This is a genomic window from Burkholderia sp. SR8, from assembly GCF_052851275.1.
Genome location: NZ_JAULUC010000019.1, coordinates 1 through 26,953 on the forward strand (window position 1 = coordinate 1; position 26,953 = coordinate 26,953).

21 protein-coding genes and 1 pseudogene are annotated in these 26,953 nt (G+C 66.6%); 17 read left to right on the forward strand and 5 right to left on the reverse strand.

Annotated elements, in window-relative coordinates; all coding sequences use genetic code 11:
- Positions 1-334: 334 nt before the first annotated feature.
- From Q3A80_RS22275 to Q3A80_RS22290, 4 genes are all read right to left on the reverse strand, one after another.
- The gene (locus Q3A80_RS22275; RefSeq protein WP_446331033.1) at positions 335-2,245 is read right to left on the reverse strand and encodes a sigma-70 family RNA polymerase sigma factor; all 1,911 of its coding nucleotides are present in this window, start codon (positions 2,243-2,245) and stop codon (positions 335-337) included.
- Positions 2,229-2,546 (reverse strand): high-potential iron-sulfur protein, encoded by a 318-nt coding sequence (locus Q3A80_RS22280; protein WP_446331034.1) that lies wholly within the window; start codon positions 2,544-2,546, stop codon positions 2,229-2,231. Before Q3A80_RS22280 ends, Q3A80_RS22275 begins: the two co-directional genes overlap by 17 nt.
- Positions 2,547-2,622: 76 nt before the next feature.
- On the reverse strand, positions 2,623-3,891 hold the full coding sequence (locus Q3A80_RS22285) for a c-type cytochrome (protein WP_446331035.1): 1,269 nt from the start codon (positions 3,889-3,891) through the stop codon (positions 2,623-2,625).
- 83 nt (positions 3,892-3,974) lie between these two features.
- Positions 3,975-5,702 carry a methanol/ethanol family PQQ-dependent dehydrogenase gene (locus tag Q3A80_RS22290; protein ID WP_446331036.1) on the reverse strand — a complete coding sequence of 576 codons (1,728 nt, stop codon included), beginning with the start codon at positions 5,700-5,702 and terminating at the stop codon, positions 3,975-3,977.
- Between the two features lie 860 nt (positions 5,703-6,562).
- Between Q3A80_RS22290 and Q3A80_RS22295 the strand changes: the two are divergent.
- A pseudogene (locus Q3A80_RS22295) lies at positions 6,563-6,880 on the forward strand (TonB-dependent receptor); the annotation flags it as partial.
- Here the strand turns inward: Q3A80_RS22295 and Q3A80_RS22300 are convergent.
- The gene (locus Q3A80_RS22300; RefSeq protein ID WP_446331037.1) at positions 6,865-7,857 is read right to left on the reverse strand and encodes an alpha/beta fold hydrolase; all 993 of its coding nucleotides are present in this window, start codon (positions 7,855-7,857) and stop codon (positions 6,865-6,867) included. The pseudogene Q3A80_RS22295 and the gene Q3A80_RS22300 overlap by 16 nt on opposite strands.
- Positions 7,858-8,189: 332 nt before the next feature.
- Between Q3A80_RS22300 and Q3A80_RS22305 the strand changes: the two genes are divergently transcribed.
- The 16 genes from Q3A80_RS22305 to Q3A80_RS22380 all read left to right on the forward strand — a co-directional run bounded on the left by Q3A80_RS22305 (position 8,190) and on the right by Q3A80_RS22380 (position 26,925).
- The gene (locus tag Q3A80_RS22305) at positions 8,190-10,226 is read left to right on the forward strand and encodes a sigma-54-dependent Fis family transcriptional regulator (RefSeq protein WP_446331038.1); all 2,037 of its coding nucleotides are present in this window, start codon (positions 8,190-8,192) and stop codon (positions 10,224-10,226) included.
- A 292-nt stretch (positions 10,227-10,518) separates the two neighbouring features.
- Positions 10,519-10,593 (forward strand): pyrroloquinoline quinone precursor peptide PqqA, encoded by a 75-nt coding sequence (gene pqqA, locus Q3A80_RS22310; RefSeq protein ID WP_006410019.1) that lies wholly within the window; start codon positions 10,519-10,521, stop codon positions 10,591-10,593.
- A gap of 64 nt (positions 10,594-10,657) precedes the next feature.
- A complete protein-coding gene (gene pqqB / locus Q3A80_RS22315; RefSeq protein WP_446331039.1) occupies positions 10,658-11,581 on the forward strand; it encodes a pyrroloquinoline quinone biosynthesis protein PqqB in 924 nt (307 codons plus the stop codon).
- A gap of 3 nt (positions 11,582-11,584) precedes the next feature.
- Positions 11,585-12,304 carry a pyrroloquinoline-quinone synthase PqqC gene (pqqC, locus tag Q3A80_RS22320; protein ID WP_446331040.1) on the forward strand — a complete coding sequence of 240 codons (720 nt, stop codon included), beginning with the start codon at positions 11,585-11,587 and terminating at the stop codon, positions 12,302-12,304.
- Positions 12,301-12,582: a pyrroloquinoline quinone biosynthesis peptide chaperone PqqD gene (pqqD, locus tag Q3A80_RS22325; protein WP_446331041.1), complete on the forward strand. Its 282-nt coding sequence runs from the start codon at positions 12,301-12,303 to the stop codon at positions 12,580-12,582. Before pqqC ends, pqqD begins: the two co-directional genes overlap by 4 nt.
- Positions 12,583-12,589: 7 nt before the next feature.
- The gene (pqqE, locus tag Q3A80_RS22330; RefSeq protein ID WP_446331042.1) at positions 12,590-13,708 is read left to right on the forward strand and encodes a pyrroloquinoline quinone biosynthesis protein PqqE; all 1,119 of its coding nucleotides are present in this window, start codon (positions 12,590-12,592) and stop codon (positions 13,706-13,708) included.
- 1,177 nt (positions 13,709-14,885) lie between these two features.
- On the forward strand, positions 14,886-15,857 hold the full coding sequence (locus Q3A80_RS22335) for a helix-turn-helix domain-containing protein (RefSeq protein WP_446331132.1): 972 nt from the start codon (positions 14,886-14,888) through the stop codon (positions 15,855-15,857).
- A 772-nt stretch (positions 15,858-16,629) separates the two neighbouring features.
- Positions 16,630-17,691 (forward strand): sugar transferase, encoded by a 1,062-nt coding sequence (locus tag Q3A80_RS22340; RefSeq protein WP_446331043.1) that lies wholly within the window; start codon positions 16,630-16,632, stop codon positions 17,689-17,691.
- A 184-nt stretch (positions 17,692-17,875) separates the two neighbouring features.
- On the forward strand, positions 17,876-19,051 hold the full coding sequence (locus tag Q3A80_RS22345) for a polysaccharide biosynthesis/export family protein (protein ID WP_446331044.1): 1,176 nt from the start codon (positions 17,876-17,878) through the stop codon (positions 19,049-19,051).
- Positions 19,048-19,482, forward strand: coding sequence for a low molecular weight protein-tyrosine-phosphatase (locus Q3A80_RS22350; RefSeq protein ID WP_446331045.1), 435 nt, complete (start codon positions 19,048-19,050; stop codon positions 19,480-19,482). The genes Q3A80_RS22345 and Q3A80_RS22350 overlap by 4 nt, the downstream gene beginning before the upstream one ends.
- A 53-nt stretch (positions 19,483-19,535) precedes the next feature.
- Positions 19,536-21,773: a polysaccharide biosynthesis tyrosine autokinase gene (locus Q3A80_RS22355; RefSeq protein ID WP_446331046.1), complete on the forward strand. Its 2,238-nt coding sequence runs from the start codon at positions 19,536-19,538 to the stop codon at positions 21,771-21,773.
- Between the two features lie 66 nt (positions 21,774-21,839).
- Positions 21,840-23,072: a lipopolysaccharide biosynthesis protein gene (locus Q3A80_RS22360; RefSeq protein WP_446331047.1), complete on the forward strand. Its 1,233-nt coding sequence runs from the start codon at positions 21,840-21,842 to the stop codon at positions 23,070-23,072.
- A 28-nt stretch (positions 23,073-23,100) separates the two neighbouring features.
- Positions 23,101-24,300, forward strand: coding sequence for a capsular polysaccharide export protein, LipB/KpsS family (locus Q3A80_RS22365; protein WP_446331048.1), 1,200 nt, complete (start codon positions 23,101-23,103; stop codon positions 24,298-24,300).
- 1 nt (position 24,301) lies between these two features.
- A complete protein-coding gene (locus Q3A80_RS22370) occupies positions 24,302-24,832 on the forward strand; it encodes a serine O-acetyltransferase (protein WP_446331049.1) in 531 nt (176 codons plus the stop codon).
- The gene (locus tag Q3A80_RS22375) at positions 24,829-25,788 is read left to right on the forward strand and encodes a glycosyltransferase (RefSeq protein WP_446331050.1); all 960 of its coding nucleotides are present in this window, start codon (positions 24,829-24,831) and stop codon (positions 25,786-25,788) included. Before Q3A80_RS22370 ends, Q3A80_RS22375 begins: the two co-directional genes overlap by 4 nt.
- 54 nt (positions 25,789-25,842) lie before the next feature.
- On the forward strand, positions 25,843-26,925 hold the full coding sequence (locus tag Q3A80_RS22380; RefSeq protein ID WP_446331051.1) for a glycosyltransferase: 1,083 nt from the start codon (positions 25,843-25,845) through the stop codon (positions 26,923-26,925).
- The last annotated feature ends 28 nt before the right edge of the window (positions 26,926-26,953 follow it).

Below are 26,953 nucleotides of genomic sequence, written 5' to 3' on the forward strand. Positions count from 1 at the left end.
GGGTCGCGCGCTCGCGCGTGTCGGCCGTCGGTTCGAAGATTCGGCGTTCCTGAAGGATCGATACGAGGGCAGTCAAGGTGTTCTCCATGGAAATCGTGGGGTGTGGCCTGACTGTCGAAACGCAACTTGCATGCCAATCGGGTCCGGATTCGGCAGGAATCTGATGCGGCCGTGTTGTCAAGAGGTTACGCGCCTTCGATACGTACTGCAAAGGATGCAGAAACATCGCGGTTGAGGTTCTGGCGGACCTGCGCGTTGCGCCGAAATGCAGCAGCGGGTGTTGCAGCCGTCAACACGGCGAACGACGGCCGGTGTGCGCGCGTCGTATGCCGTGTTACGCGATGAACGACCGGAGCACGCCGAGCGCATCGGATGCGCGCAGGCGCGCGAGTGCCGATGCCTCGATCTGCCGCACGCGTTCCGCGGACAGGTTCAACTGGCGGCCGACGTCGCGCAGCGAGCAGCCTTCGTCCGTATGCAACCCGTAGCGAAGGCGGAGGACCGTCGCTTCGCGCGACGGCAGCCGGTCGAGCGCGGCCGCGATCGTTCTGCGCAATTGCGTGGCGCCGGCCGCCTCTTCCGGCGACGGCGACGACAGGTCCGGCGCGACGTCGGCGAACGTCATGTCGCCTTCCGGCGAGACCGGTACATCGGCCGACACCGGCTCCTTCACGATCGCCATCAGGTCGCGCACCTTGTCGACCGGTTCGCCCATGTGCGCGGCCAGTTGCGCGGGTGTCGCAGCCGCCCCCGCGCGCTGCCGATGTTCGCGTGCGACCCGTGCAAGCTTGTTGAGTGCGTCGACCGTGTGCGTCGGCACGCGGATCGTGCGGCCGAGATCGGCGAGCGCATGCGTGATCGCCTGCCGGATCCACCACGTTGCGTACGTCGAGAACCGGAAGCCGCGGCGGTAATCGTAGCGCTCGATGGCCTTCAACAGCCCGATGTTGCCTTCCTGGATCAGGTCCGCGAACGGCAGCCCGCGATCGGGATAGCGCTTCGCGATCGACACGACGAGCCGCAGGTTCGCATCGAACAGCCCCGTGCGGGCCGGTTGCATCGCGCGGTCGATCGCAGCGAGGCGCGCATCGAGCGTGGCGGTCGCGTCGGGCGGAAGCGCCGACGCGCGGGCGTCGCGCACGATCGTGTCGCGCGCGTCGACGAATTCGGCGGCACGCCGCGTCAGCATCGGCCCGCAGGCCGGATGCGCGGCGATGCATGACACGAGCCAGCGGGCGTGATCGTCGTCGGCCGCCTGAGCGAACGGCGACGGGATGCCCGCGTCGGCCAGCATGCGCGCGAGCCGGACCCGCAGCATGCGATGCCGGCGTGCGCGGGAGCGCAGCGGTTCGCTCATCCGCTCGAGCGCGCGCGCGGACAGGTGCAGCGTGCCGAGCAACGTCGCGGCGTCGCGGACGAGCGCGCGGTAGGCGGCCGACGCCGTGCCGCCGCACGCGAGCGCCGCCCGCATGCCCGCGGCGAGCGCGTCGAGACGGGCGAGCCGCGCCACGACCGCGTCGCGCCACGTGGAATCGTCTTGCCGTGTGTCCGCGTCGCTGTCACTGTCGTCGTCGCAGGCGGGTTCGGCGATGGCTGCCGGCGAAGCCTTTGTGTCTGCCTCTGCGTTGTCAGACCGCCGATCATCGCCAGCTTCATCGGCGAGAAAGATCACATACGTCGCCGCGGCGGTCCGGCACTCGGCGATCTCCGTGCGGATCGCAATCAGCGCATCGAGTGCATCGGGGTCGCCGCACAGCACCGCGACCGAAGCCGCGCGGCCACGCTCGATCCGCCGCGCATACGCGAATTCCTGCTCGCGCGTGAGGAGCGGCGTCATGCCCATTTCGCGCAGATACAGCCGGACCGGATCGGTGGTGCGCGGCGCGAGCAGGTCGGCCGCGGCGAGCGCGCCGGCGCCGTCGACCCACGCGCGCGCCGGCGGCGCCGGCCGGAAGTAGCGATCGAGCGACCAGCCGCTCGCGGTATCGGCACGGTCGCACACGGCGATGCCCAATTCGCCGAGCACCTCGCCAGCCGCATCGATGCCACTTTCGTTCGCGTCGTCGTCGGGCAGCGCGTCGATGATGTCGCCGCGCGTGACGAAACCGCGCGACAGGCCCGTCGCGATCAGCGCATGCAGATGCGCGACGGCGTGCGGTAGCGCGCCGTCGTCGCCGCCTGCCGTGGGGGCCGGTGCCGAACGCGCCGGCGCCCGGCCGAGCGCCGCGTCACGCGCGCTTCGCATACACGTTGCACCAGCCGTCCGCCGCGACCGACTTGCCGCCGAACATCGGACACGTACCGCTCGCATCCGCCGCTTCGCCCTTGTAGAAGCGGCAGTTCGAGCAGCGCTGGCCGGCCTGGTATTTCGGGAACTGCGCGGCGTCGACGCTCGACGCGCGAGCGCGGTAGCCGAGCGTCTTCGCGGCGGCGTCGTTCTCGTCGACGAGCGGCGGCGCGGCGAATGCGGTACGCGCCGCAGCGAGCGTCGCGCACAGGCCGATGGACTGGATGAGGAAGGTTCTGCGGGAGGTCGGGTGCGTCACGGTCGTTTCCTGGTGAAGATGAAATCGTGGGGAAGGGCGCGGCCCGCGTCGTATCGCGAAGCCGCTTGGCCCGGTGTTACTGGCTCGCGTCCTTGTGTCCGGCCGGGCCGACGACGAGCGGTGCCGTCGACGCGCGCGCGGCATCGGCCGTCAGCTTCGTCTTGCTCGCGACATAGCCGTTCGACGCGAGCAGGAACGCCATCAGGTCCGCGTATTCGTCGTCCTTGAGCTTGCCGGGCTGGTCCGCCGGCATGTTGGTCGCCATGTAGCCGAACACGCCGCCGATCGTCAGGTGCGAATGCGACAGCGGCGCGAACGACGGGCCGCTCAACGCGGGCGCGGTGTTGCCTTCGAGGTCGGCGCCGTGGCATTTCGCGCACGCGGAGCCGTAGATCTGCTTGCCATGCGCGGCTTGTGCGGCATCGAATGCGGGCGCAGCTTCGCCGGCGCCCGCGGCGACCCGGATGAAGCCGCCGCCGGCAGGCAGGTTGCGCGCGTGCAGCAGGCCGCCTGTCGTGCGGCTTCCGGCCGCCATCGCACCGTCGAGGAAGCGTGCCGGCATGCGCGATCCGTGCGACTCGCGCGCTTCGAGCGCGCTGCCGGGCAGCGCCCACTTGCGAGTCAGCGCGGCGAGCCGGCCGTCGTTCTTCATTTGCGTGAGCGCTGCGTCGATACGCTGCTGCAACGCGGCCGAGCGTGGCGCGAACGCGAACGTGAGCTGCCAGTCCGCATACGGCGACGACGTCGCGCCGATGCGGAACGCCTGCTTCGGATGCGCGGCCTGGTACGCGACGACGGCCGGATACCAGACGATCGCGCGATGCGCGCGGCCGCGGGCGACCGCGTCGACCGTTTGCGCGGACGTGTTCTCGAGATCGAAGCGCGCATCCTTCTGCTGGACCGCGATCAGTTGCGCGGGGCTCGCGTAGGTGGCCGCGACGATTTCGCGGCCGGTCGCCGGCGTGCCGGCATCGCGACGCGTGACGCTCACGTAGCCCGAGCGCAGGTAGCCTTGCGAGAACAGCAGCTTCGTATCGGACGCGTCGGCGATGGCCGAGCGCGGAAAGCCGGCGAGCACGTCGCAGTCGCGGTCGAGGATGCCGGCGAGTTCGTGTGCGGACACGCCGTCGTCGTCGCTGCCGCCGGCGTCATGCGCGGAAAAGGTTGCGGCGATGCCGGCCGTGCGGAACACGTCGCGGGCGACGGCCTTGTCGAGCGCGGCCGTCGGCGTACCGGGCAGCGAGCAGACGCGCACCGGCGTCGCGGCCGTGGACAGCGCCGGGGTCAGCGCCGTGCCTGCCGCGAGCGCACAGGCCGCTGCGACGCGGGAATATCGAATGTTCATGATCGGACGCTCGGTTGAAAAAATAATCAGAGGAGGGCGCCCGCGCGGGCGGCGCGGGCGTCGTGCGGCTGGACGGAGAACGATCAGCCGCGGTTGAGGGCGAACACGTACAGCGTGCCGCCGCGCGGCACGTCGTCCGCCGCCTTCGCCATCGGGCCGCCCCAGATCGGGTTCGCACCGCCGTAGCCGGCCAGCACCGCTACGTACTCCTTGCCGTCGACTTCAAACACGGACGGCTGCGCGATGATCCCGCTCGCGAGCTTCGGGCTTTCCCACAGCACCTTGCCGGTCGACACGTCGAACGCGTACAGGTGGCCGTCGAGCGAGCCGCTGAACGCGAGGCCGCTCGCGGTCGTCGCGACGCCGCCGTTCCACGGCAGCTTGCTCCAGTGGCTCCACACCTTCTTGCCGGTGTTCACGTCGATCGCCTGCAGTTCGCCGTAGCCTTCGCTGCCCGGCTCCGGCTTGATCTCGAAGCCTTCGCCGAGATACGGCAGCCCTTCCATGTAGTTGACCGACTTGCCCGACAGGCTCATGCACGCATGCAGCGACGGCACGATCGCGAGATGGCGCTCGGGGTCGTACGACACCGACCACCAGTTCTTGCCGCCGAGGAAGCTCGGGCACGTGTCGATCGTCGTGCCGACCTTCGGATACTTCGCGGGATCCTGGATCGGCGCGCCGTCTTCCGTGTAGCCGGTGACCGACGTCGCCTTCACGAACGGCTCCGCGTAGATCAGCTTGCCGGTGTCGCGGTCGATCGCGTGGAAGTAACCGTTGCGGTCCGCGTGGATGATCGCGTCGTGCTCCTTGCCCTTGTACTTGATCGTCGCGAGCACCGGCGTGTTGACGCCGTCATAGTCCCAGGTGTCGTGCTTCGTGTACTGGTAGTGCCACTTCAGCTCGCCGTTCTTCGGGTCCAGCGCGAGCAGCGAATCGGAGTACAGGTTGTCGCCCGGGCGCAGATCCGCGAGCCACGGCCCCGGGTTGCCGACGCCCCAGTACAGCGTGCGGGTTGCCGCGTCGTAGGTGCCGGTGAGCCACGCCGGTGCGCCGCCGTGCGCCTGCATGCCGTCCGGCCACGTATCGGCGTGCTTCTCGCCCTGGCCGGGGATCGTGAAGCGCTTCCACAGAACCGAGCCGTCATTCGGGCTGAGGGCCGCGATGAAGCCGCGTGCACCGTATTCGCCGCCCGAGCTGCCGACCACGATCGCGCCGTCGATCGCGAGCGGCGCGAGCGAGAACGCGTAGCCGAGCCCCGGCTCGAACATCTGTTTCTTCCACACGAGTGCGCCGGTCTGCGCGTCGAGCGCGGCCACTTCGCCGCTCAGCATCGCGACGTAGACGTTCTTGCCGTACAGCGCGACGCCGCGGTTCACGACGTCGCAGCAGGCCGTCTTGAACGATTCAGCGCCGAGCTTCGGCTCGTACTTCCACAGCTGCGCGCCGGTGGCCGCGTCGAACGCGTACACGTTGTCCTTCGGCGTGGTCACGAACAGGTAGCGGCCGTTGACGATCGGCGTCGCTTCGAAGCCCTGCTTCAGCTCGGCCGGAAACTTGTAGCTCCACGCCTGCGTGAGCTGCTTCACGTTCGACGGGTCGATCTGCTTGAGCGGCGAATGTGCCTGGCCGTTGTACGTGCGGTAGTAGGTGAGCCAGCCCGGATCGCGCTGCGCATCGGTGAGACGCTGGTACGTGACGGCCGGGTAATCCGCGGCAGCATCCACGAGGCCGGGATTCAAGACGACCGCAGCTGCCGCCGCGATGCCGATCATTGCCAGTCGGCTCGTCGAAGCCGAGAGTTTTTTCATGGTTGTCTCCTGAGTCATTGTGGTCGCACCGCGGCCAACATCCGGCCAGGCCGGCTGGGTGGGGTTCCGGGTTCAGTGCGCAGCCAGTTACGCAAATCGCATGCCATTGCGCGGCGAGCGTTGCCGCACAAGGCCGAGCGGCCGATCGAGCGCGTTGCGGCGACGCGCGTGGTACAGCGCCGCTGATCCGCGTGTGTTGCGTTCGGGGACAGCCGTTGCCCGAGTGTTGCGAAACATGACAGTGCGTCGCTGGCGGTGCCGGCGGCGGCGCGTTCGTTTCGGTGTTGTCGGCGCCGGTGCGGGGGGGCTTGTCGGAGCGCGGGTGATTGCCGGCGGCCGGTCGACCGCATTTCGAGCCCTGTGCGCCCGATGTCGCGCCGCGCCGATGTGTGCGTCATCGGTGGCCGGTGTCGCACCGCGACGGCGTGAACACCGCGGCACTGATCCAAATTGACACAGGTGCAACAGCGTTGGCACGAACCGCAACAACGTCGCGTGGTGCTGCGCTGAACTGAGCGGTAGCGGCAGTCAACCTCCGCCGGGCCGGTCGCAGATCGGCATGCTTCTTGCCGATGTCGACGCACGGCGCGACAACACGGTGGACGTTCCGCCGACATCCGATGTTGTCCGCCGACCGAACCGGGTCGATCGATGCAGCAGCGCTTCCGTCGCTGCATCGTTATGGACAACGACATAAATGGAAGGCTGGAGGAGACACGGAGATGATTGGATCCGACGCGCCGAAGCGCTGCTTCGCCGCGCGGCGCGCGGGCGTCACGCTGTGCTTCGGCGGCTTGCTGGGCGGCTGGCTGATGCCGGCGTCGGCGCAGGCGGAGCCAGTCGACGACAGCACGGCGCGGAACGTCGGTACCCACGTCACGTATCGCGGCGGCGTGTTCGCGCGTGGCGACGAGAACAACCGGGACGCGAACGGCAAGGTGCCCGGCTATTCTCTGCTCGCTCTCGACACGACGTGGCAGGCGACGAAGCACCTGCAACTGTTCGCGTCGGTCACGAACCTGCTCGACACGCGCTATGCGAGCTTAGGGATGCTCGGCCGGAACGTGTTCAACGGTCCGCATCATTCATTCGACGGACTCCATCCGGCCGACGAACAGTTCGTCGGCCCCGGCGCGCCGCGCGGCGCGTGGGTCGGCGCGCGCTATGGGTGGGACTGAGCGGGCGACTCGGTGTGCGGCGCAGCGTCGGCTGCCGTGGCGGCGAACAGATTGCGCACTGCCCGCGCGACGCCGCGCGCGAGCGCATTGGCGCTCGCGAGATGCCCGGCCGGCACGCGTTCGACGATCGCGGCCGGCACCGCGCGCGCGAGCCGAGCGACGTTGTCGACCGGGCATACGCGATCGCGCGTGCCGTGCACCGCATGGATCGGCACGCCGGCTTGTGCGGCCTGTCGTGCGAGCGCGAGCAGCCTGCGCTCGCCGAGCCAGCAGTGGTGCTGCAGGTAGTGCGCCTGAATCCGGTATTTGTCGATCAGGCGATCGATCGCAGGTTGCGTCGGCCGCGCACCGCGTGCGGGCCGCCCGGTGAGGATCGCATCTTCATACGCATTCCACGCGAGCGCGATCGCGCGTTGCCGCGCTGCGCCGGCGCCGGGCTGGAGACGCCGCGCGCAACTCGCGATCAGGCGCTGGCCACTCGCCGTGCCGGCGGCAGCGGTCAGGTGCCGCCATTCGCGCGGCGCCCGCGCACGCGCGCCGACGAACAGGCCGCGCACTTCGCGCGACGACGTGAGGAACAAGCCGCGCAGCACGACGCCGGTCACGCGCGACGGATGCTGGCCCGCATACGCGAGCGCGAGCGCCGCACCCCATGACCCGCCGACGACGCCCCAGCGTGCGATGCCGAGTTGCGCGCGCAGCGCATCGAGGTCGCCGACGAGCCGCATCGTGTCGTTGTGACGCAGGCCGCCGCGCGGCGTCGACGCACCCGCACCGCGCTGGTCGACCAGCACGACGCGCATGCGCGTCAGGTCGAACAGATGCAGGACCGCCGGGCGGCTCCCGCTGCCGGGCCCGCCGTGCAGCACGACCACTGGCTCGCCGAGCGGGTTGCCGGCTTCGGTCCATGCGATCGTGCACGCATCGCGGGACAGGCGGCGCGCGAGCAGGGTGGAGCGGCGGGGCGATTGCGTCATGTCGGTCGGGCGTGGTGAGAAAGGCAGCGGCTCCGCGCAATGCGGCCGCCGGCGCAACGAAACGTATGAAGCCAGAACCGCGCCCGCGGTGAAGATAGGGATTCGTCCGGGTGGCGGCACGTGCGCGATTTACGCTATCACGTTCGCCATGCTCGGGCCGCGCAGCGCTGCGCCGCGCGTATCCCGGCGTCATTCTTGCATTTTGCTTTCACGTCGGACCGAGCAGCGCCGTGGCCCAGCAACGCGGAGCGCAGATGATGTCGTGGCCCGATGTTTGCTTGCATCTACGGCAAAGAGTCCGGCACCGACCGGAAGGATCCCCGGAGGAGACAATGCGCGATGACGTTCATCCGACGGCCAACGCACGGGCCACGCATGCGCCCGGCTGGCCGACGCCGACGATCCAGAAGTCCCATGAGCGGTCCGAGACGTTCGGCCTGCAGGCGTCGGCACGGCCCGATTACGACCTGCTGTCCGGCGCCGCGCTGGCGCTCAAGCGCGAACAGAACCGCGTGCTGTGCGTGCACGCGATGCCGGTGATGGAGACGTTGCACGAGCAGATCGTCAACACGCAGAGCATGATCGTGCTGACCGATGCGGAAGGGCTGATCCTGCATTCGATCGGCGACGACGACTTCCTGCGGCGCGCGGAACGCGTCGCGCTGCGCCCCGGCGCGAACTGGGCGGAGAACCGGCAGGGCACCAACGCGATCGGCACCGCGCTCGCGGAGCTGTGCCCGATGGTCGTGCACGGCGACCAGCACTTCCTGGCCGCGAATCATTTCCTGACCTGCTCGAGCGTGCCGATTCTCGATCCGTACGGCGACGCGATCGGCGTGCTCGACGTGACCGGCGACCACCGCAGCTATCACCAGCACACGATGGCGCTCGCGAAGATGTCGGTGCAGATGATCGAGAACCACCTGTTCACGACGACGTTCCAGGAGACGCTGCAGGTGTCGTTCCACGGCCGCCCGGAATTCCTCGGCACGTTGATGGAAGGGATCGTCGCGTTCACGGCCGACGGCCGCTTCCTGTCGGCGAACCGCAGCGCGCAGTTCCAGCTCGGGATGCCGCTTGCCGCGCTGCGCGCGCATACGCTCGCGTCGCTGTTCGACGTGACGAGCGCGCAGCTGATCGACCGGATGCGCGCGAGCACCGAGCCGCACGTGTCGCTGAATCTCGGCAACGGCGCGGTGGTCTGTGCGCGCGTGCAGTTTCGGCGCGCATTACGGGCCGAGGGCAGCCGGCCCGCCGAAGTGCACGACGGCGCCGCGCCGGCCGCGCGTCCGCCCGCGGCGCAGGGCGCGGCGAGTCTGTCGCGGCTCAGCTATCTGGACACCGGCGATCCGCAAGTCGCGGCGGTGATCGCGAAAGTCCGCAAGGTGATCGGCAAGGACATCCCGGTGCTGATCACCGGCGAGACCGGCACCGGCAAGGAGCTGCTCGCGCAGGCGATCCACAACGACTCGCCGCGGCGCGACGGTCCGTTCGTCGCCGTCAACTGCGCGTCGATTCCGGAGACGCTGATCGAATCCGAGCTGTTCGGCTACGAGGAGGGTGCGTTTACCGGGGCACGCCGCAAGGGCGCCACCGGCAAGCTGCTGCAGGCGAACGGCGGCACGCTGTTTCTCGACGAGATCGGCGACATGCCGTATCCGCTGCAGGTGCGGCTGCTGCGCGTGCTGCAGGAGCGCATCGTCAATCCGCTCGGCTCGACGAAGGCGATCGGCGTCGACATCGCGATCATCTGCGCGACGCACCGCGACCTGCGCGACATGATTGCGCAGAACCGTTTCCGCGAGGATCTGTACTACCGGCTAAACGGCCTCGTCGTGCGCCTGCCGCCGCTGCGCGACCGCACGGACCTCGCGGTGGTCGTCCAGAAAATGCTGCAGCGGGAGACGCTGTCGGGGCCCGGCCGCCGGCCGCTGAGCGTCGCGCCCGACGTGATGGCGCTGTTTGAGCGCTGCGCGTGGCCGGGCAACTTCCGGCAGCTCGCGAACCTGCTGCGCACCGCGGCCGCGATGGTCGACGACGACTGCGAGATCCGCTGCGAGCATTTGCCGGACGATTTCTTCGACGACGTGCGACGCGACAGTGCGGAGACGGCGCAGCGCGATTGTGTGTCGCCGGCGCCGGTGCAGGCTGCGGCTGCCGTTGCCGCGGAACCCGCTGCGTTCGCCGCGATGCCGGCCGCTTGCGACGCACGGCTGCAGGACGTGGCGGCGTCCGCGATCGCGGCCGCGCTCGCGCGTCACGGCGGCAACGTGTCGGCTGCCGCGCGCGCGCTCGGCGTGTCGCGCAATACGATCTATCGCAAGATGCCGGCCGCCGGAACGGATCCGCAGGAGCCCGGCGAACAGTGACGGCGGGCGCGAGTGTCACACGGGTGTGTCAGGTTGCAACACCCGGTGTTCACGGATTCAACACTTGCTCAACCAGCGGCGCACGCCGCGCACCATCGCTCGATGGTTTCCGAAATGTATTCGTATTGAAATCGTAAGGATGCCGGGGTCGTGCGCACCCGGCGGCTGCCGCATGCGTGCGCACGCCGCGGCACGACGCAAGACTCTGCCCGGCACGCTCCTTGCTGAATGAGTATCGGCCGCTCGATCGATGCGGTTGTTTCGACTCACCAACTCAACAAGGAGACACATCATGCAGTGGACCACCCCGGCCTATACCGACCTGCGTTTCGGCTTCGAAATCACGATGTACATCGCCAACCGCTGATCGACGCGCGCAGTGCCGCCCGCATCGACGGACACGATGCGGGCGGTACCGGGAGCACACGCAGATGAAGATCAAGATACTCGGCTCGGGCGCCGGCGGCGGGCTGCCGCAATGGAACTGCAACTGCGGCAACTGCCGCCGTGCGCGGGCCGGCACCGACGGCATCGTGCCGCGCACGCAGTCGTCGATCGCGGTCAGCGGCAACGGCATCGACTGGGTGCTGGTGAACGCGTCGCCGGACATCCTCGCGCAGCTGCGCGCCGCGCCCGACCTGCAGCCGGCCCGTGCGATCCGCGACAGCGCGATCGTCGCCGTCGTGCTGTGCGACGCGCAGATCGATCACGTGACGGGCCTGCTGATGCTGCGCGAGCGTACGGTGCCGCTGCCGCTGTATGCGAGCGCGCCGGTGCTCGACGATCTGTCGACCGGCTTGCCGATCGTGCCGCTGCTCGGCCACTACTGCGGTGTCGACGTGCACGCGATCGTGCCGGGCGAACCGTTCGCGATTCCGGGTGCCGCCGGCCTGCGCTTCACCGCCGTGCCGGTCGACAGCAAGCCGCCGCCTTATTCGCCGCGCCGCGATGCAAGCGTGCCCGGCGACAACATCGCACTCCTCATCGAGGATCTGAAAACCGGCCGATATGCGCTCTATGCACCGGGTCTCGCCGATGTGGACGACGGCGTGCGTGCCGCGCTGCGCGACGCCGATCTCGTGCTGGTCGACGGGACGTTCTGGACCGGCACGGAGATGATCGATCTCGGCCTGTCGTCGAAGCATGCGGCCGACATGGGTCATCTCGCGCAGTGCGGCGATGCGGCGCGGCCGGGGATGATCGACCGGCTTCGGCTGTTGCCCGCGCGCACGCGCAAGGTCCTTACGCATATCAACAATACGAATCCGATACTCGACCCGGGCTCCGTGCAACGTGCGAAGTTGCGCGAGCACGGGATCGAGGTCGCCCACGACGGCATGCAATTCGAGGTTTGACCCATGAACGCACCGACTCCCGCCGCGGCGCTGCACGCGACGCCCTGGAGCGCCGAGGAATTCGAGGCGCGCCTGCGCGCGCTCGAATCGCGCTACCACATTCATCATCCGTTCAACCGGCGCCTGAACGCCGGCGCGTGTTCGCCGGCGCAGATCCGCGGCTGGGTCGCGAACCGCTTCTACTATCAGGTCAGCATTCCGCTGAAGGACGCGGCGATCCTGTCCAATTGCCCGGATCGCGACACGCGCCGGTTGTGGGTCGAGCGCATTCTCGACCATGACGGGCACGGCGAGCAGGAAGGCGGAATCGAAGCGTGGGCGCGGCTCGGCGAAGCGGTCGGGATCGAGCGCGCGCAATTGTGGTCGCTCGAGCACGTGCTGCCCGGCGTGCGGTTCGCCGTCGACGCGTACGTCAATTTCGCGCGGCGCGCGCCGTGGCACGAAGCCGTGTGCTCGTCGCTGACCGAGATGTTCGCGCCGCAGATCCACCTCGACCGGCTGGCGGGCTGGCCGTCGCACTATCCGTGGATCGAAGCGGAAGGGCTGCAGTATTTCCGCAGCCGCGTGCCGCTCGCGCAGCGCGACGTCGAGCACGGGCTCGCGGTCACGCTGCGCCACTTCACGACACCGGACGCGCAACGGCGCGCGCTCGACATCCTGTCGTTCAAGCTGGATGTGCTGTGGTCGATCCTCGATGCGATTGAAAAGGCGTACCCCGCATGAACACCAACGACGCCGTCAGCGGCGTGCCGCTGCGCCCCTCGCTGAGGGGCATGTACCGCCTGCAGTGGGAGGCGGCCCAGGATGCATACGTGCTGCTGTATCCGGAGGGGATGGTCCGGCTCAACCCGAGCGCGGGCGAGATCCTCGCGCGCTGCGACGGCACGCGCGAGCTCGACGACATCATCGACGAGCTCGAGCAGCTGTTCAGCACGTCGGATCTGGCGTCGGACGTCTACCGCTTTCTCGATCATGCGCGACTGCGCGGCTGGCTGGACTGACATGGACATGACCCCTCCTCCGAACCGGCCGTCCGCGCCGCTGTGGCTGCTCGCCGAGCTCACGTACCGGTGCCCGCTGCACTGTGCGTTCTGCTACAACCCGGTCGACTTCGCGACGCACGGCCCCGAACTCGATACCGACGCGTGGCGCACGGTGATCAGCGACGCGCGCGCACTCGGCGCTGCGCAGATCGGTTTTTCCGGCGGCGAGCCGCTGCAGCGCGGCGATCTCGAAGTGCTGGTCCAGCATGCGCGGTTGCTCGGCTTCTATACCAACCTGATCACGTCGGGCGTCGGCCTGAATGCGGCGCGCATCGACCGGCTCAAGGCTGCCGGGCTCGATCATATCCAGCTGTCACTGCAGGATTCGACGCGCGAGCTGAACGATTTCCTGACGAGCACGCGCACGTTCGACCTGAAGCGGGGCGTCGGCCGGCTGATCAAGTCGCACGGCTACCCGATGGTGCTGAACTGCGTGCTGCATCGCTACAACCTGCCGCACGTCGCGCAAATCATCGAGATGGCGCTCGATCTCGGCGCCGATTTTCTCGAGCTCGCCAACACGCAGTACTACGGCTGGGCGATGCTCAATCGCGACCAGCTGATGCCGACCGCCGAGCAGTTGCGCGAAGCGGAGGAAACGGTCAACCGCTACCGGAAGCTCGTCGGCGAGCGATGCAAGATCCTGTTCGTCGTGCCCGACTACTTCGAGCAGCGCCCGAAGGCATGCATGAACGGGTGGGGCTCGGTGTTCCTCGGCGTCGCACCGGACGGCACGGCGCTGCCATGCCATGCCGCGCGCTCGCTGCCGGGTCTCGCGTTGCCGAACGTGCGCGACCGGTCGCTCAAGGACATCTGGTACGAAAGCGACGCGTTCAACGCGTTTCGCGGCGACGGCTGGATGCGCGACCCGTGCCGCACCTGCGACGAGCGCCATGCGGATCATGGCGGATGCCGGTGCCAGGCCTACATGCTGGCGGGAGATCCGGCGGAGGCCGATCCGGTCTGCGCGAAGTCGCCGCACCACGGACGGGTCGAGCAGGCGGTGCAGTTTGCCCGGCGGCCGGCGCGGCAGGACGAGCGGCCGCTGGTATTTCGCAGTGTCGCCAATTCGATCGGGCATTGAGCGCCACTGCCGACCGCCTGAAACCGCGTTTCCATTCAAACGTCTGTTCGATATATGCGTGGCGCATCGGGATACCGCGTCGCGCATCTCCGTGTCCGCACCACTTCCCCACTCGACCGAAGCACAACGGTCATGAAAACGATTAGATCGGGATGCGGTTCCGCTTCAGTGCATGCCGCACGCACTCTGCTATGACGAATGCGCGTCCGGCCGTCGGCAAATGACGGCGGATTCGCTGCGCTTACGCGTGCGTTGGTAATCCAGGGTAATGCTGAGTAATCCCGTGTATTCGTTCATGGGTAAGTTCGTTTCGGTACAACGTTTGCGCGGCGCTATATCGGAAAGAATCGGCGATGACACCGGTATTGCATTGTCGATACGAAGCGACACATTGGCCGAATTTCCCATAATGTCCGGCCAAAATTCCCGTATCGGGCGTTTGCCTGAAATCGAAGCGTGTACGATGCAAACAAGGTGTCGCCGATTCGCATTCGGTGATCCGGGATCGCGGTCGCTCAATTCGGTCGACAGCCGGCTGCGTGTGGTTTAAAGCGAGCGGTATTCGGCCTCGAGAAAACATTCAGCCGAAATGCACAGTTGAGCGGCATGGCTGCCCGGTAAGCGCCGGACGGGCGGCCAGCGCGTGTTGCCGCGCGCGTCCTTCATCAGTCGGCGCACTCCAACGAGAGCGGTACCGATCACGAATCCTTGAAATGACACTCGGGCGTGTCCACGCATTGTCGTCGCCATGCTGTCCCTTCGTCCGCTTCGGCAGTGCCAGCCGGAATAGACGGCTCATTCAACCGGGCTCGGCTTCTCTTCATTCCTCTGGAGATAGGCTGCCCGCTTTTATCCCGATTCAAATTGCGGGGTGTTGACGCGCGTCAATTATTTGCAAATCTGCATGAATGTATTTCGCACGAATGTGACGAATCTCAGTAAATAGTGCCATACCATCGGCTTGATGGATTCCGACAACAACACGGCGAAAACAGACATTGGGAAATCGGCGGGCAAGGGTCGCCCCTATGATGCGGCGCAGAAAACAACAAATGTAAGAAATTGTTAAAGGGCCGCAAAGATGCAAACAGTGTCGAATCATTCCTCGACGGGGTTAAGCGTGAATCGTGGTAGAAGCGCCGGCAACGGGCATCAACGAGCAAGCGTAATCGTACTGTTGCTCGAGGGTTTCTCCATCATGCAGATGGGCAAGCTGGCTGCTGTTTTCGAACTCGCGAATCAGCTCGGACGGGCCGATGGCGCCTTCACCGATCGCTACGAATTGCGGTTGTATTCCGTGCATGGCGGCCCCGTCCGTTCGTCGTCGGGTGTCGGCATCTGGACGGAAGCGGCCCGCACACTCGAAGCAAGCACGGTGCATGCGATGTTCGTGCTCAGCGGTCAGGACGGGATCGACGCGCTCGACGAGCAGCTGATCGGCTGGCTCCGGCATGCGCATCAGCGCGCGCGCGTCGTGCGCGGCAGTCAGGGCGGCCGCAAATTGCTGACGCAGATTCGTCTGACCCAGAAGGTGGCAGAAAAAGCGGCGGCGCCGATCGACGTCGGCGGTGTGCCGTCCGACGGCCGCGACGACGACGGGCCGGCCGCCGACGAAGACGACGGGCCGTTTTCCGACGCGTTGTCGATCGTCCGTGTAGACATGGGGTATGAAATCGCGCAGGAAATCGTGATGTGCATGGTGTCCGGTGCGAACCGCAAGCTGACCGACGTGCTGTTCGGCGCACGTGTCGCACGCGCGAGCGCGTTGATCCGGATGGCTGCGCACCATCTGCGCGTGAACAGCGAGAACCGGATTTCGATCGCGGATGCAGCGCAGGCCGCCGCGATGAGCGAACGCAATTTTCTGCGGCGTTTCAAGAACGAGATCGGCGTCACGCCAACCGAGTTCGTGTTGAAAATCCGCCTTGAGAAGGCATGCCGCATGCTGATCGAGACCGACCTTCCGGCGGACAAGGTTGCGCGACGCACGGGCCTCGGCAGCGGCGACCGGATGGCGAAACTGTTTCGTCAGCACCTGCAGACGTCGCCGACCGAATATCGCGCGGCCGCACGCAAGGGCGGCGACGCATCGACGGACCTGCTCTACGGGTCGAATCTTGGCGACTGGATGAGCCGCGCACCATCGTAGACGACGATTGCGATTCGACGCCTGCTGCCATTTGCCGTTGGCCGATGTGGCGCAATCGCATTGCGCGAATTCGAATCGATATTCCTGGTGTCGATGTTTCGTCAGAATGACGATGTCGTTATTCGGGCTTCGATAATTCCGGATATAAATCGTGATTCTTGCGACGAAGGCGGATTCGGCCACAATCGTGGTGCGGTCCGACACAGGCCGCTCCAGACACGCTTCTCCCGATTAAGTTGTCGACTGGCCTTTCGAGGAGGCGGCACCCCGGCACTCCTCGGAATTTTGCCTGCCGTGTTGCCGTGAGCACACCGTGCAGGCCTTTTTATTCATTGAGCGAGCATCCGGCCCGTCGGTCGGCCGATGCTCGCCTGCAGCCTGCCGCTGCGCCGCGCGATGCACCGGCGGCGCGATGCGCGAGCAGCGGCGGGCGCGCCGAGTCGCATGCCGATATGCAGCGACGTGTCGCGTACGCGATTGAAATCCGATCGGAAATCGTCGCTTGTGCTGGTTGTGCGTGCATGAAACGCGCATCGCCAGATTCACGAAATAGATTGAATAATTTTCACGCGAAATCGGGCTTGATGCGTTCCGCCATCAACAAGTCGAATTCGGACGTCGGCGATAAAAGCGCGAGTCGGGACGAATATGATGCGCTGCGGAAACGTTGAAGAAACGGTATCGCAACAAGTCCGCCGCGCGGACCCGCATTGGCGTGATGCACCGCTGCACCGCGACCGGATGTTGGACGATGAATTAGGAGTTCATACCAATGGATTCGTTGATCAATCGAGCGACCGATATCGGGCTGATCGTGCTGGGCGCGTTCATTCCCGCGCTGATCGGTGCCACCGGCGGTGCGCGCGGAACCCTGTTCGACGGAGCGCTCGTCGCGTTTGCCGCCGCGCTCGCACTGTCGGTCTTTCCGGCGTGCGGCATCTACGACGCGGCGCGCACGCGCTCGGCGCTCCACGTGCTCGGCCGCACGGTGCTCGCGTGGATCGTCGTGCAGGGGATGAGCACCGCGCTGCTGTACGTGCTGCATCGCGCGCATGTGCTGTCGAGCGAGTGGTTCGTGTACTGGACGCTTGCGAGCGGGACCGGCCTGATTGCGTTCCGAGCACTGACGCTCGCGATCTTCGGAATGCTCGAGCGGGCTGGCGGCCAGGTGCGCGCGGCGGCCATCGCGCACGCGGATCTGCGCGGCCACCGTACGGTCAGTCGGATCAAGCGAATGGTCAAGCGCAGCTTCGACCTGGTCGGCGCATCGTTGCTGACCGTCATGCTCGCGCCGGTATTGCTGGGCATCGCATGGACCGTGCGGCGCGACGGCGGTCCGGCGATCTTCGGGCACGAGCGCGTCGGCCGCGACGGCCGGCGGTTCAAGTGCCTGAAATTCCGCTCGATGGTGACGAACGCCGATGCGGTGCTCAAGGCGTTGCTCGAACGCGATGCCGATGCCCGCGCGGAATGGGATCGCGAATTCAAGCTGAAGAACGACGTGCGTATCACGCCGATCGGCCGCCTGCTTCGCAAGACGAGTCTCGACGAGCTGCCGCAGCTGCTCAACGTGCTGAAGGGCGACATGAGCCTGGTCGGGCCGCGTCCGATCGTCGAGGCCGAACTCGAGCGCTACGGCACCGACGTGCGCTACTACCTGATGGCGAAACCCGGCATGACGGGCCTCTGGCAGGTCAGCGGCCGCAACGACACCGACTATTCGACACGCGTGGCGCTCGATGTGCGCTACGTGCGCGAATGGTCGCTGCGCCGCGATATCGGGATCCTGTTCCGGACGATCAACGTGGTGGTGCGCGGTTCGGGCGCGTATTAGTCCGCAGCCGCAAGCGAGCACGCCGCAACGTGCGGCGGCAACGCGGGGCGACAGCGGGCAACACGGTGTTCAGCAGCAGGCAGTGGCAGCAAGCATGTCCGGTCTCGACAGGGGTGCTGTACTCGCGGTCGACACGACGCGGGGCGACCGGCGCAATTTCAAATTAAAAAAGTGCGAGGTTGTAATGCAGAGGTTGCGTCAAATGGAGTCGGCGCGCGCGTGCGCGCCGCGTCGACCATCGCGTGTCGGTCCGCTCGTGATGATCCTGCCACTGTGTGCGTTGCTCGGCGCATGCGGCATCGCACCGGGCATGCGCATGCAGCAGCCGGCATCGATTCCGCTGCAAAGCGGCGCCACGCCGGCCGAAAGCGCGGTGCTGCCGGTGCCGGTCACGAACATCGACGTGGCGTTGATCCGGCGCCTGCGCGACACCGAACGCAGTACGCGCGGCGACGCGCGCGATATCGTGTCGGCGCCCGACGCGTACACCATCGGCCGCGGCGACGTGCTGCAGATCACCGTCTGGGACCACCCCGAACTGGCCGCCGCACTCGGCGCACCCGCGCAGGCAGCGCTGCGCGCTGCGGATGCGCCGCCGGGCTTCGTCGTCGATCAGGACGGCACGCTGCAGTTTCCGTTCGCGGGCCGCTTGCCGGTGGCCGGGCTGACGGCCGAGCAGGTGCAGACACAGCTCACGCGCCGTCTCGACAAGACGTTCAGGAATCCGCAAGTGACGGTGCGCATCGCGTCTTTCCGTGCGAAGCAGGTGTATATCGAGGGCGAAGTTCATACGCCGGGCTCGCAATCCGTGAACGACATTCCAATGACGCTGTACGACGCGATCGGGCGGGCCGGCGGCTTTTCCGCGTCGGCCGACCAGAGCCGCATCGTACTGGTGCGCGACGGCGTCGAGCGCCGGATCGACCTGACCGAGATGGCCGAACAGGGGCGCAACCCGTCGAAGATCGTGCTGCGCAATGGCGATCTCGTACGCGTGCTGCCGCGCGACGAGAGCGGCGTGTTCGTGATGGGCGAGGTCAACAAGCCCGTCACCGCGCTGCCGATGCGAAACGGCCGACTGACGTTGAGCGAGGCGATCGCGCAGGCCGGCAGCCTGAACGCGAACACGGCCGATGCCGCGCAGCTGTACGTGGTGCGCGGCATGCAGGACGAGCGGCCGCAGGTCTATCACCTCGATGCGCGCTCGCCGGTCGCAATGGTGCTGGCGAACCAGTTCCAGCTGAAACCGAAGGACGTCGTGTACGTCGACGGCAACGGGCTCGTGCGCTTCAGCCGCGTGCTCAGCCTGTTGCTGCCGGCCATCAACGCCGGCTTGACCGCAGCGATAGCGACCAAATGATGGAATCGATCCTGATCGTCTGCGAGGGCAATATCTGCCGCAGCCCGATGGCCGAAGCGATGCTGCGTCAGGCCATGCCGGGGAGGCGCGTCGCGTCGGCGGGGCTGAACGCGCTGGTTGGCATGCCGGCAGCGCCGTATGCGCGTGAGGTGATGCAGATGCGCGGCTTCGACGTGTCGACACATCGCGCGCAGCAGATCGGCCGCGCGCTGTGTATCGACGCCGACCTGATCCTCGTGATGGACCGTCGCCAGCGCACGTCGCTCGAGAACCAGTTCCCGTTCGTGCGGGGACGCGTGTTCCGTCTCGGCGAGTACACGGATTTCGACGTGCACGACCCTTATCGCCAGCCGCGATTCGTGTTCGAACGCTGCGCGCGCCTGATCGAACTCGGCGTGTCCGAGTGGTCGAAGCGCCTGCGTATCGTCTGACGCGGCCGCAGGTCGATGCCCCACTGGAACCCAATACGCCTCCTACCGTTGCCATGACCCAACCTTCCGCCCCGCCGCAGCAACCCGTCGAAGACGGCAGCGAGACCGACTTCGTCGCGGTCCTCGACATCCTGCTGGAAAGCCGCTGGCTGATTGCGGCCATCACCTGCGTGCTGCTTGCCGCCGGCCTCGCCTATGCGATTCTCGGCAAGCCCGTGTTCGAAGCGAACATCATGGTCCAGGTCGAGGACAGTCCCGATACGTCGGCCGCCAAGTCGTTGCTCGGCGACGTGTCGGCGCTGTTCGACGTCAAGTCTTCGGCTGCGGCCGAACAGCAGATCCTCGCGTCGCGCCTCGTCGTCGAGCGCGCGGTCGACAAGCTCAACCTGTTCATCGACGCGCAGCCGAAGCGCTTTCCGTTGATCGGTGACTGGATCGCACGCCATAGCGACGGGCTGTCCGATCCGGGCCTGGCCGGCTTCGGCGGCTACGCATGGGCCCGCGAGCGCATCGACGTGCCGCGTTTCGACGTGCCGCGCAAGAACGAAGGCGATTCGTTCACGCTGACGAGCCTCGGCGGCAAGCGCTATCGGCTCGAAGGCGGCGATCTCGATGCGCCGGTCGAGGGTACCGTCGGCACGCTCGAGCGTTTCCATTCGCGGCGCGGCCCGATCACGCTGCAGGTTGCGTCGATCACCGCAAAGCCCGGTGCCGCATTCATACTGGTGCGCAGCTCGCGGCTGAAGACGATCGAGGACATCCGCGACCGCCTCAACGTGCAGGAGCGCGTGAAGCAGTCGGACGTCGTCGTCGCCAGCCTGCAGGACACCGATCCGAAATGGGTCAGCGACACGATGAACGAGATCGGCCGTCAGTACGTGCGGCAGAACATCGAGCGGAAATCGGCGGAAGCCGCGCAGTCGCTGGAATTCCTGACTGCGCAACTGCCGCAACTCAAGCAGCAGCTGACCGATTCCGAGGCGCGCCTGACGAAACTGCGCAACGAGCGCGGCACGGTTGATCTGACCGAGGAAGCGAAGCTCGCGCTGGCGCAGACGGCCGACGCGAAGACGCGCCTGCTCGAACTGCAGCAGAAGCGCCAGGAACTGATGTCGCGCTTCACCGAACGGCACCCGAGCGTGGCGGTGATCGACGAGCAGATCGCCGCGCTGAACGGCTATCGGAACACGGCCGAGCAGCAGATCCGACGGCTGCCTGACCTGCAGCAGGAAGCCGTGCGGCTGATGCTCGACGTGAAGGTCAACACCGACCTCTACACCGCGCTGCTGAACAACATGCAGCAGCTGCAGCTCGTGCAGGCCGGCAAGGTCGGCAATGTGCGTCTCGTCGATACCGCGGCGGTGCCGGAAGTGGCGGTGCGGCCGAAGAAGATGCTCGTCGCGCTGGCGTCGCTGCTGCTTGGGCTGCTTGCCGGCTGCGGCACCGCGATCGTCCGCTCGATGCTGTTCCACGGCATCTCGGACCACAACGAGATCGAGCGCCGTCTCGGCCTCGCGGTATACGCGACGGTGCCGATCAGCGACCATCAGCGAGAGCTGGCCGAGGAGGCTGCGCGCAAGCGCGGTCACAAGTCGATCCTGTCGATCGACTTCCCGAACGAGCCTGCGGTCGAATGCCTGCGCAGTTTGCGTACCGCGCTGCAGTTCGCGATGCTCGAGGCCAAGAACAACGTCGTGCTGATTGCAGGGCCTGCGCCCGGCGTCGGCAAGACCTTCCTGTCGTCGAACCTCGCGGTCGTGATGGCGAGCGCCGGCAAGCGCGTGCTGCTGATCGACGGCGACATTCGCAAGGGCCGGCTGCACGACTATCTCGGCGTCCCGCGCGGCCGCGGCTTCACGGAACTGATCGCCGGCGCCGCGCGCGTGGACGACGTGATTCACCGCGAGGTTGTCGACGGTCTCGACTTCATTTCGACCGGCACGATGCCGAAGAACCCCGCCGAATTGCTGCTGAACCGCAATCTCGCAACGCTGGTCGCCGATCTGTCGTCGCGTTACGACATCGTCGTGATCGACTCGGCGCCGGTGCTGGCCGTGCCCGATACCGGCATTCTCGGCGCGTTCGCCGGCACCGCGCTGCTAGTCACGATGGCGGGCAAGACGAAGCTCGGCGAGATCGGCGAATCCGCGAAGCGCTTCGCACAGAACGGTGTTCGTCTGAACGGCGTGATCTTCAACGGCGTCAATCCGCGGCTCGGACAGTATGGGTACGGGTCGAAGTACGGCGGTTATCGCTACGTCGCGTACGAATACGGAGCGCAGGATGCGTGATGCGCGCAGCGCCGCCACCAGCGGGCCGGCCCGCGCATCCGGTCGCCCACCGCGCGCGGAGGCGAGATGATCAACCCGCGGGATTCGATCGTGTCGCTCGCCGGTGTCGTGGTCGGGCAGATTGCGCTGTTCGTGTGCATCTTTGTGATCGGACGGCGGTTCGGCCCGGAGTCGCTCGGCCACTTCAATTATCTGCTCGCGCTCGCGACCTTCGCCGGTACGCTGCTCGCGTTTCGCTACGAACTCGCGTGCGTCGACGATGCGCCGGCCGAGTCGTTCAACGCGTTCGTCAACGTGACCGCGCTGAGCATGGTCGTCGTCTCCGGCTTCGCGGCGCTTCTCGCAATCGTGGGTCGCGGCGACCTGCATCTCGTCGCCGTGTATGCGCTGGCAACGTTCGTGCAACTGGCCGCCGGGGCGTATCTGAACAGTCTCCGGCGCTACGGGTGGATCGCGCTGTCGCGCGTGGTGGTCAACGGCGCGTTCCTCACGGGCCTCGTGCTGTCGCTTGCGTGCGCCGTGTGCGCACAGGTCGACGTGTTCGCGTTGTACACATGGGCGACCGCGGCGGTGTCGTTCGCGATGGCGATGGCGATCCTGGCTTCAGGATACCGGGCCGGGTATCCGTTCCGGCTGTCGTACGGATTTTTCGTCAGGAACCGCCGTTTCGCGCTGTATATCCTGCCGTCGACGCTGTGCGCGTCGGTGCTGACCTACGCGCTGTCGATCGCGATTCCGCATTGGTTCGATGCGCAGAGCGCCGGTTACTTCGCGGCCGCGTACCGGCTCGGATTCTTTCCGGTGTCGCTGATCGCACAGAGCGTCGGCGGCGTGTTCCGTCGCGATGCGATCGGTGCGATGGCGCGATCGGATGCGGGCACGATGGTGCCGCGCGTATACCGGACCTACGCCCGCGCGCTGACGGTGCTCGCGGCCGTCTACCTGGCTGGCGGAGTGGTGCTGTTCGCGCCGCTCGTCGACCTGTTCTTCGGGGAAAGCTGGCGCGGCTCGGTCGGGTTCTATCACAGCCTGATGCCGCTATTCGCGCTGCAGCTGATCTACGTGCCGCTGTCGCAAATCTTCCTGGCCACGCGCGCGCAGCGCATCGACTTCCTGTTTCAGCTGACCTGCGGTGCATGTCTTGCCGGCGCGCTCGGCATCGCGCGGCTGACGAACCTGTCGGCCGCGACGAGCGTGCAGGTGTTTTCGCTGACCGGCGCAGTGCTGATGGCGGGCGGCATCGCCCTCACGTATCGGGTCCTCCGCACGAGCGTGTCCCGATACAGGGCGCTCGCATGAGATCGCCGATACGACGAACGAGTACACCATGATCCTGATAGTCATCGACTCCCTCGAGCGCTACTACTTCGCCAAACGCCTCGTGAACGCCGTGCGCCACGAATACGAGTTCGCGTTCCTGACGAGCGAACCGGTTGCGCATCTCGGCCTGCTGTTGAACGGCTATCGGTCGGTGTATCTGAACCGCCTGATGCCGATCGACGTGGCCGACGGCCAGGCGGTCGACTGCACGCCGTACCACCTGTCGATCGAAGTGCTGAACGGGCAGATGACCGACGCGCGGGCGAAGCGCGAGTCGGCGGCGATTTTCCATATCGCGTCGGAAGTGCTACGGGACCTGCGGGTCGAGGAGTGCGTGATGTGGAACGGGCAGCAGCTGGTGTGTCGCGCGGTACGGCAGGCGTGCACGGTGCGTGGCGTCGCGACTCGTTTCATCGAAATCTCGAACCTGCCGGGCAAGCTGTTCGTCGATCCGCTGGGCGTCAATGCGTTGTCGACGATCAGCCGCAACCCCGAAGTCATCGACCGGCTTGCGCTGCCCGACGAGGACACGCATGCGCGCTGGCTGTCCGCGTATGAACGCTACAAGCAGATGCCGCTGCCGCAGGCGCGCACGTCAATGGCACGCAAGGCCATGTCCGCCACGAACTACGTGCTGAAGGCGCTCAGCCGCGGCGTCGCGCGCCGGCGTGTGACGAGTGTGCGCGCGCGCAACGGGATGCCGGCACCGCGCGAGGCCACCTGCATGTCGGCCGACACGCTGGCGACCTGTCGCTATGTATTCCTGCCGCTGCAGGTGTCCGGCGATACGCAGATCAAGCTGCACTCGGACGTTGGCAATCTCGACGCGATCCGTCACGCGTTCGAGTTCGCAGCGAACGAGAGCGCCGACCTGTTCGTGAAACTGCATCCGGCCGAGACTGATGCAGCGGAGATCGATGCGATCGTGCGCCTGCAGCAGTCGTATCACTTCGAGATCGTTACGTCGCCGACCACCGACCTGCTGCGGCACGCGTATGCGGTCGTGACGATCAACTCGACCGTCGGGCTCGAGGCGATGCTGTACGGCAAGCGCGTGGTGTCGCTCGGCCGCTGCTTTTACAGGGAATTCGACCGCGAGCGGCTGCTGAAGTACATCCATTCGTTCCTCGTCGACGGCATCGATTATTTCGGCGCTGCGCGCATCCCCGCCGATGCCGCTCGGCGCGTGTTCGCGAGACGGCACTGACATGGCCGTGTCGTTGCGACAGACCGCCGAGGCGATCGCCGAAGACTGCCGCCGCAATGCGTTCTTCAAGACGCGCTGCGTGGTGATCTTCTATCGCGTCGTGCATTACCTGGCGTGCCGGAGCCGGTTCACATTGCTGGCCGGCGCGCCGCTGATCGCGCTCTACATCGTGCTGTGCGACTGGCTGATGGGTATCGAGATTCCGGTCAAGACGAAGATCGGCAAGGGCCTCGCGCTTTATCACGGCACCGGGCTCGTGATCAACGGGTACGCGGTGATCGGCGACTATTGCACGCTGCGGCACGGCGTGACCATCGGCAACACGATCCTGAAGGACGGCACGATCGGCGGCGTGCCGACGATCGGCGATCACGTGGAGTTCGGCGTGCACAGCGTCGTGCTCGGCGCGGTGCGCGTCGGCGACCGCGCGCGGATCGGCGCGGGGGCGGTGGTGCTGCGCGACGTACCGGACGGTCGTGTGGCCGTGGGCGTGCCGGCGCGCATTCTCGACATTGGACAGGGACCGACATGAAGGTATTCATTCTGCATCCCGGCAAGGCGAACTATCCGGAGATCGCCGCGTACGGCCGGCGCCTGAGAACGCACGGGTTCGAGGTGTTCGACGGCGATCTCGACGCGTACGAACGTTTTCCGGATCGGGACGTTTGCATCCTGTGGTGCATCATGGGTTGCTATCGCGCGTTGCCGCCCGCACGCTTCATGATTCACGACTATCGGTCGCTGTCGGTCGGCCGGCTCGCGTCGATCAAGGACCGCGTGAAGCGCGTGCTGAACGTGCGGCCCGATCTGCGCATCTTCCAGAATGAGCGGATGCGCGATGCGATGGCGTTTCGCGACGGCGTGCGTTCGCTGCTGCTGCCGATGGGTGTGCCGGACTGGATCTTCGAACCGGCTGACGCTGACGCCGATACCGTTGCGACCGCGAAAACTGCGTCCGGACGGTTCTGCTATATCGGCGAGATGAGCCGCGAGCGCGGCTTTCACAAGGTGCTGGCTGCCTATCGCGATTCGCAGCGAGACGAAGCGGACACGCTCGTGCTGGTCGGCAACCCGGAGCCCGAGATCCGTGCGGCGTTCGCCGATACGCCGGGCATCCGCTTCGTCGGTCGCGTGCCGCAGCGCGACGCGCTGCGGATCGTCCGCGACAGCGAATACGCGGTGTGCTTCTTTCCCTATCATCGGCCGCATTGCTTCCAGACACCGACGAAACTGCTCGAGTACGCGTCGCTGGGCAAGAAGATCGTGTGCAACGATGCGCCATCGAACGTGCGTACCGCGCATGAGCTCGGCATCCAGTGTCACGTCACCGGCGCGACGATCTTCGACGAGCTATTTCCGCTGTCGCGGATTCGGGCGACCAGTCCCGATCCGGCCGCGATGAAATCGCTCGAATGGGGGCGTGTGATCGAGCGCTCGGGTGTGCTCGCGTATATCGATGCGGTTGCGGGGCGCGGGCCTGGTGTTTGACGACGCTCTTCGCCGTCGATATGCGGCGACTCATTCTTCATGGAACAGACTCCGATGAAAATCGTCCATATAGTCGAATCCAGCGCGACGGGCACATTGTCGATGGTATGCCTGATAGCGAACCGCCTGGCTCGCGACGGGCACGACGTGCATGTCGTCTATTCGGTGCGGCCGGACACGCCGCAGGGCCTCGCCGCGATGTTCGACGCCCGCGTGTCGCTGCGCCACGTCCAGATGAAAGGCACGGGCCTGCTGCGGACCGTCGGCCAGTTGCGTGCGACGCTCAACGAGATCGGTCCCGACGTCGTGCATCTGCATTCGTCGTTCGCCGGTTTCCTCGGGCGACTGTCGACGCTGTTTGCGTTGCCGAAGACGGCGTTCTTCTACAGTCCGCACTGCATTTCGTTCATGCGCCGCGATATTTCGGTCATGAAGCGCCTGGCGTTCGTCGCCCTGGAGTGGATCGCGTCCGTGCGCAAATGTCTGTACGTCGCGTGTTCGGAAAGCGAAGGACGCGCGATTCGTGCATGGCTTCGTCAACCGGTGGTGGTGGTCGAGAATGCGGTGAGTGAGGTTTCGTTGTCCGCGCGCACCGGCGGCACCGAGACGCCACAGGATGGTCCCCGATGCGTGGTGACTGTCGGCGGCGTCCGTGCGCAAAAGAACCCCGAACTGTTCGCCCGGATCGCGCAAGATATGCGTGCGCGCGGCGTGCACTTCGTATGGATCGGCGATGGCGACGACGCATTGAAGTCGACGCTGGCCGAAGCCGGCGTCGAAGTCACCGGATGGTTGCCGCGCGACGAGGTCGTGCGCCGGCTCGAACGCGCGGACCTGTATCTGTCGACATCGTCGTGGGAGGGGATGCCGGTGTCGGTCATCGAGGCGATGCTGGCCGGGCGGCCCGTCGTCGTGTCCGACTGTGCCGGCAACGTGGACGTCGTGCGCCATTTGCAGACGGGCGTCATCTACGCGACGGCGGCCGACGCGGTCGCGTGGCTGACGCGCGTGACCGGCGACGCCGCGCTGCGCCGGGAGCTCGGCCGCCGGGCGAGCAGCGAGGCGCGGCAACGCTTCGGCGAGGAGCGCTTGTTTGCAGAACTCGCGCCGCTCTATGCTGCACGCGTGGCTCGTTGACAACGCGAAGCGACCGTCGTTGATCGGC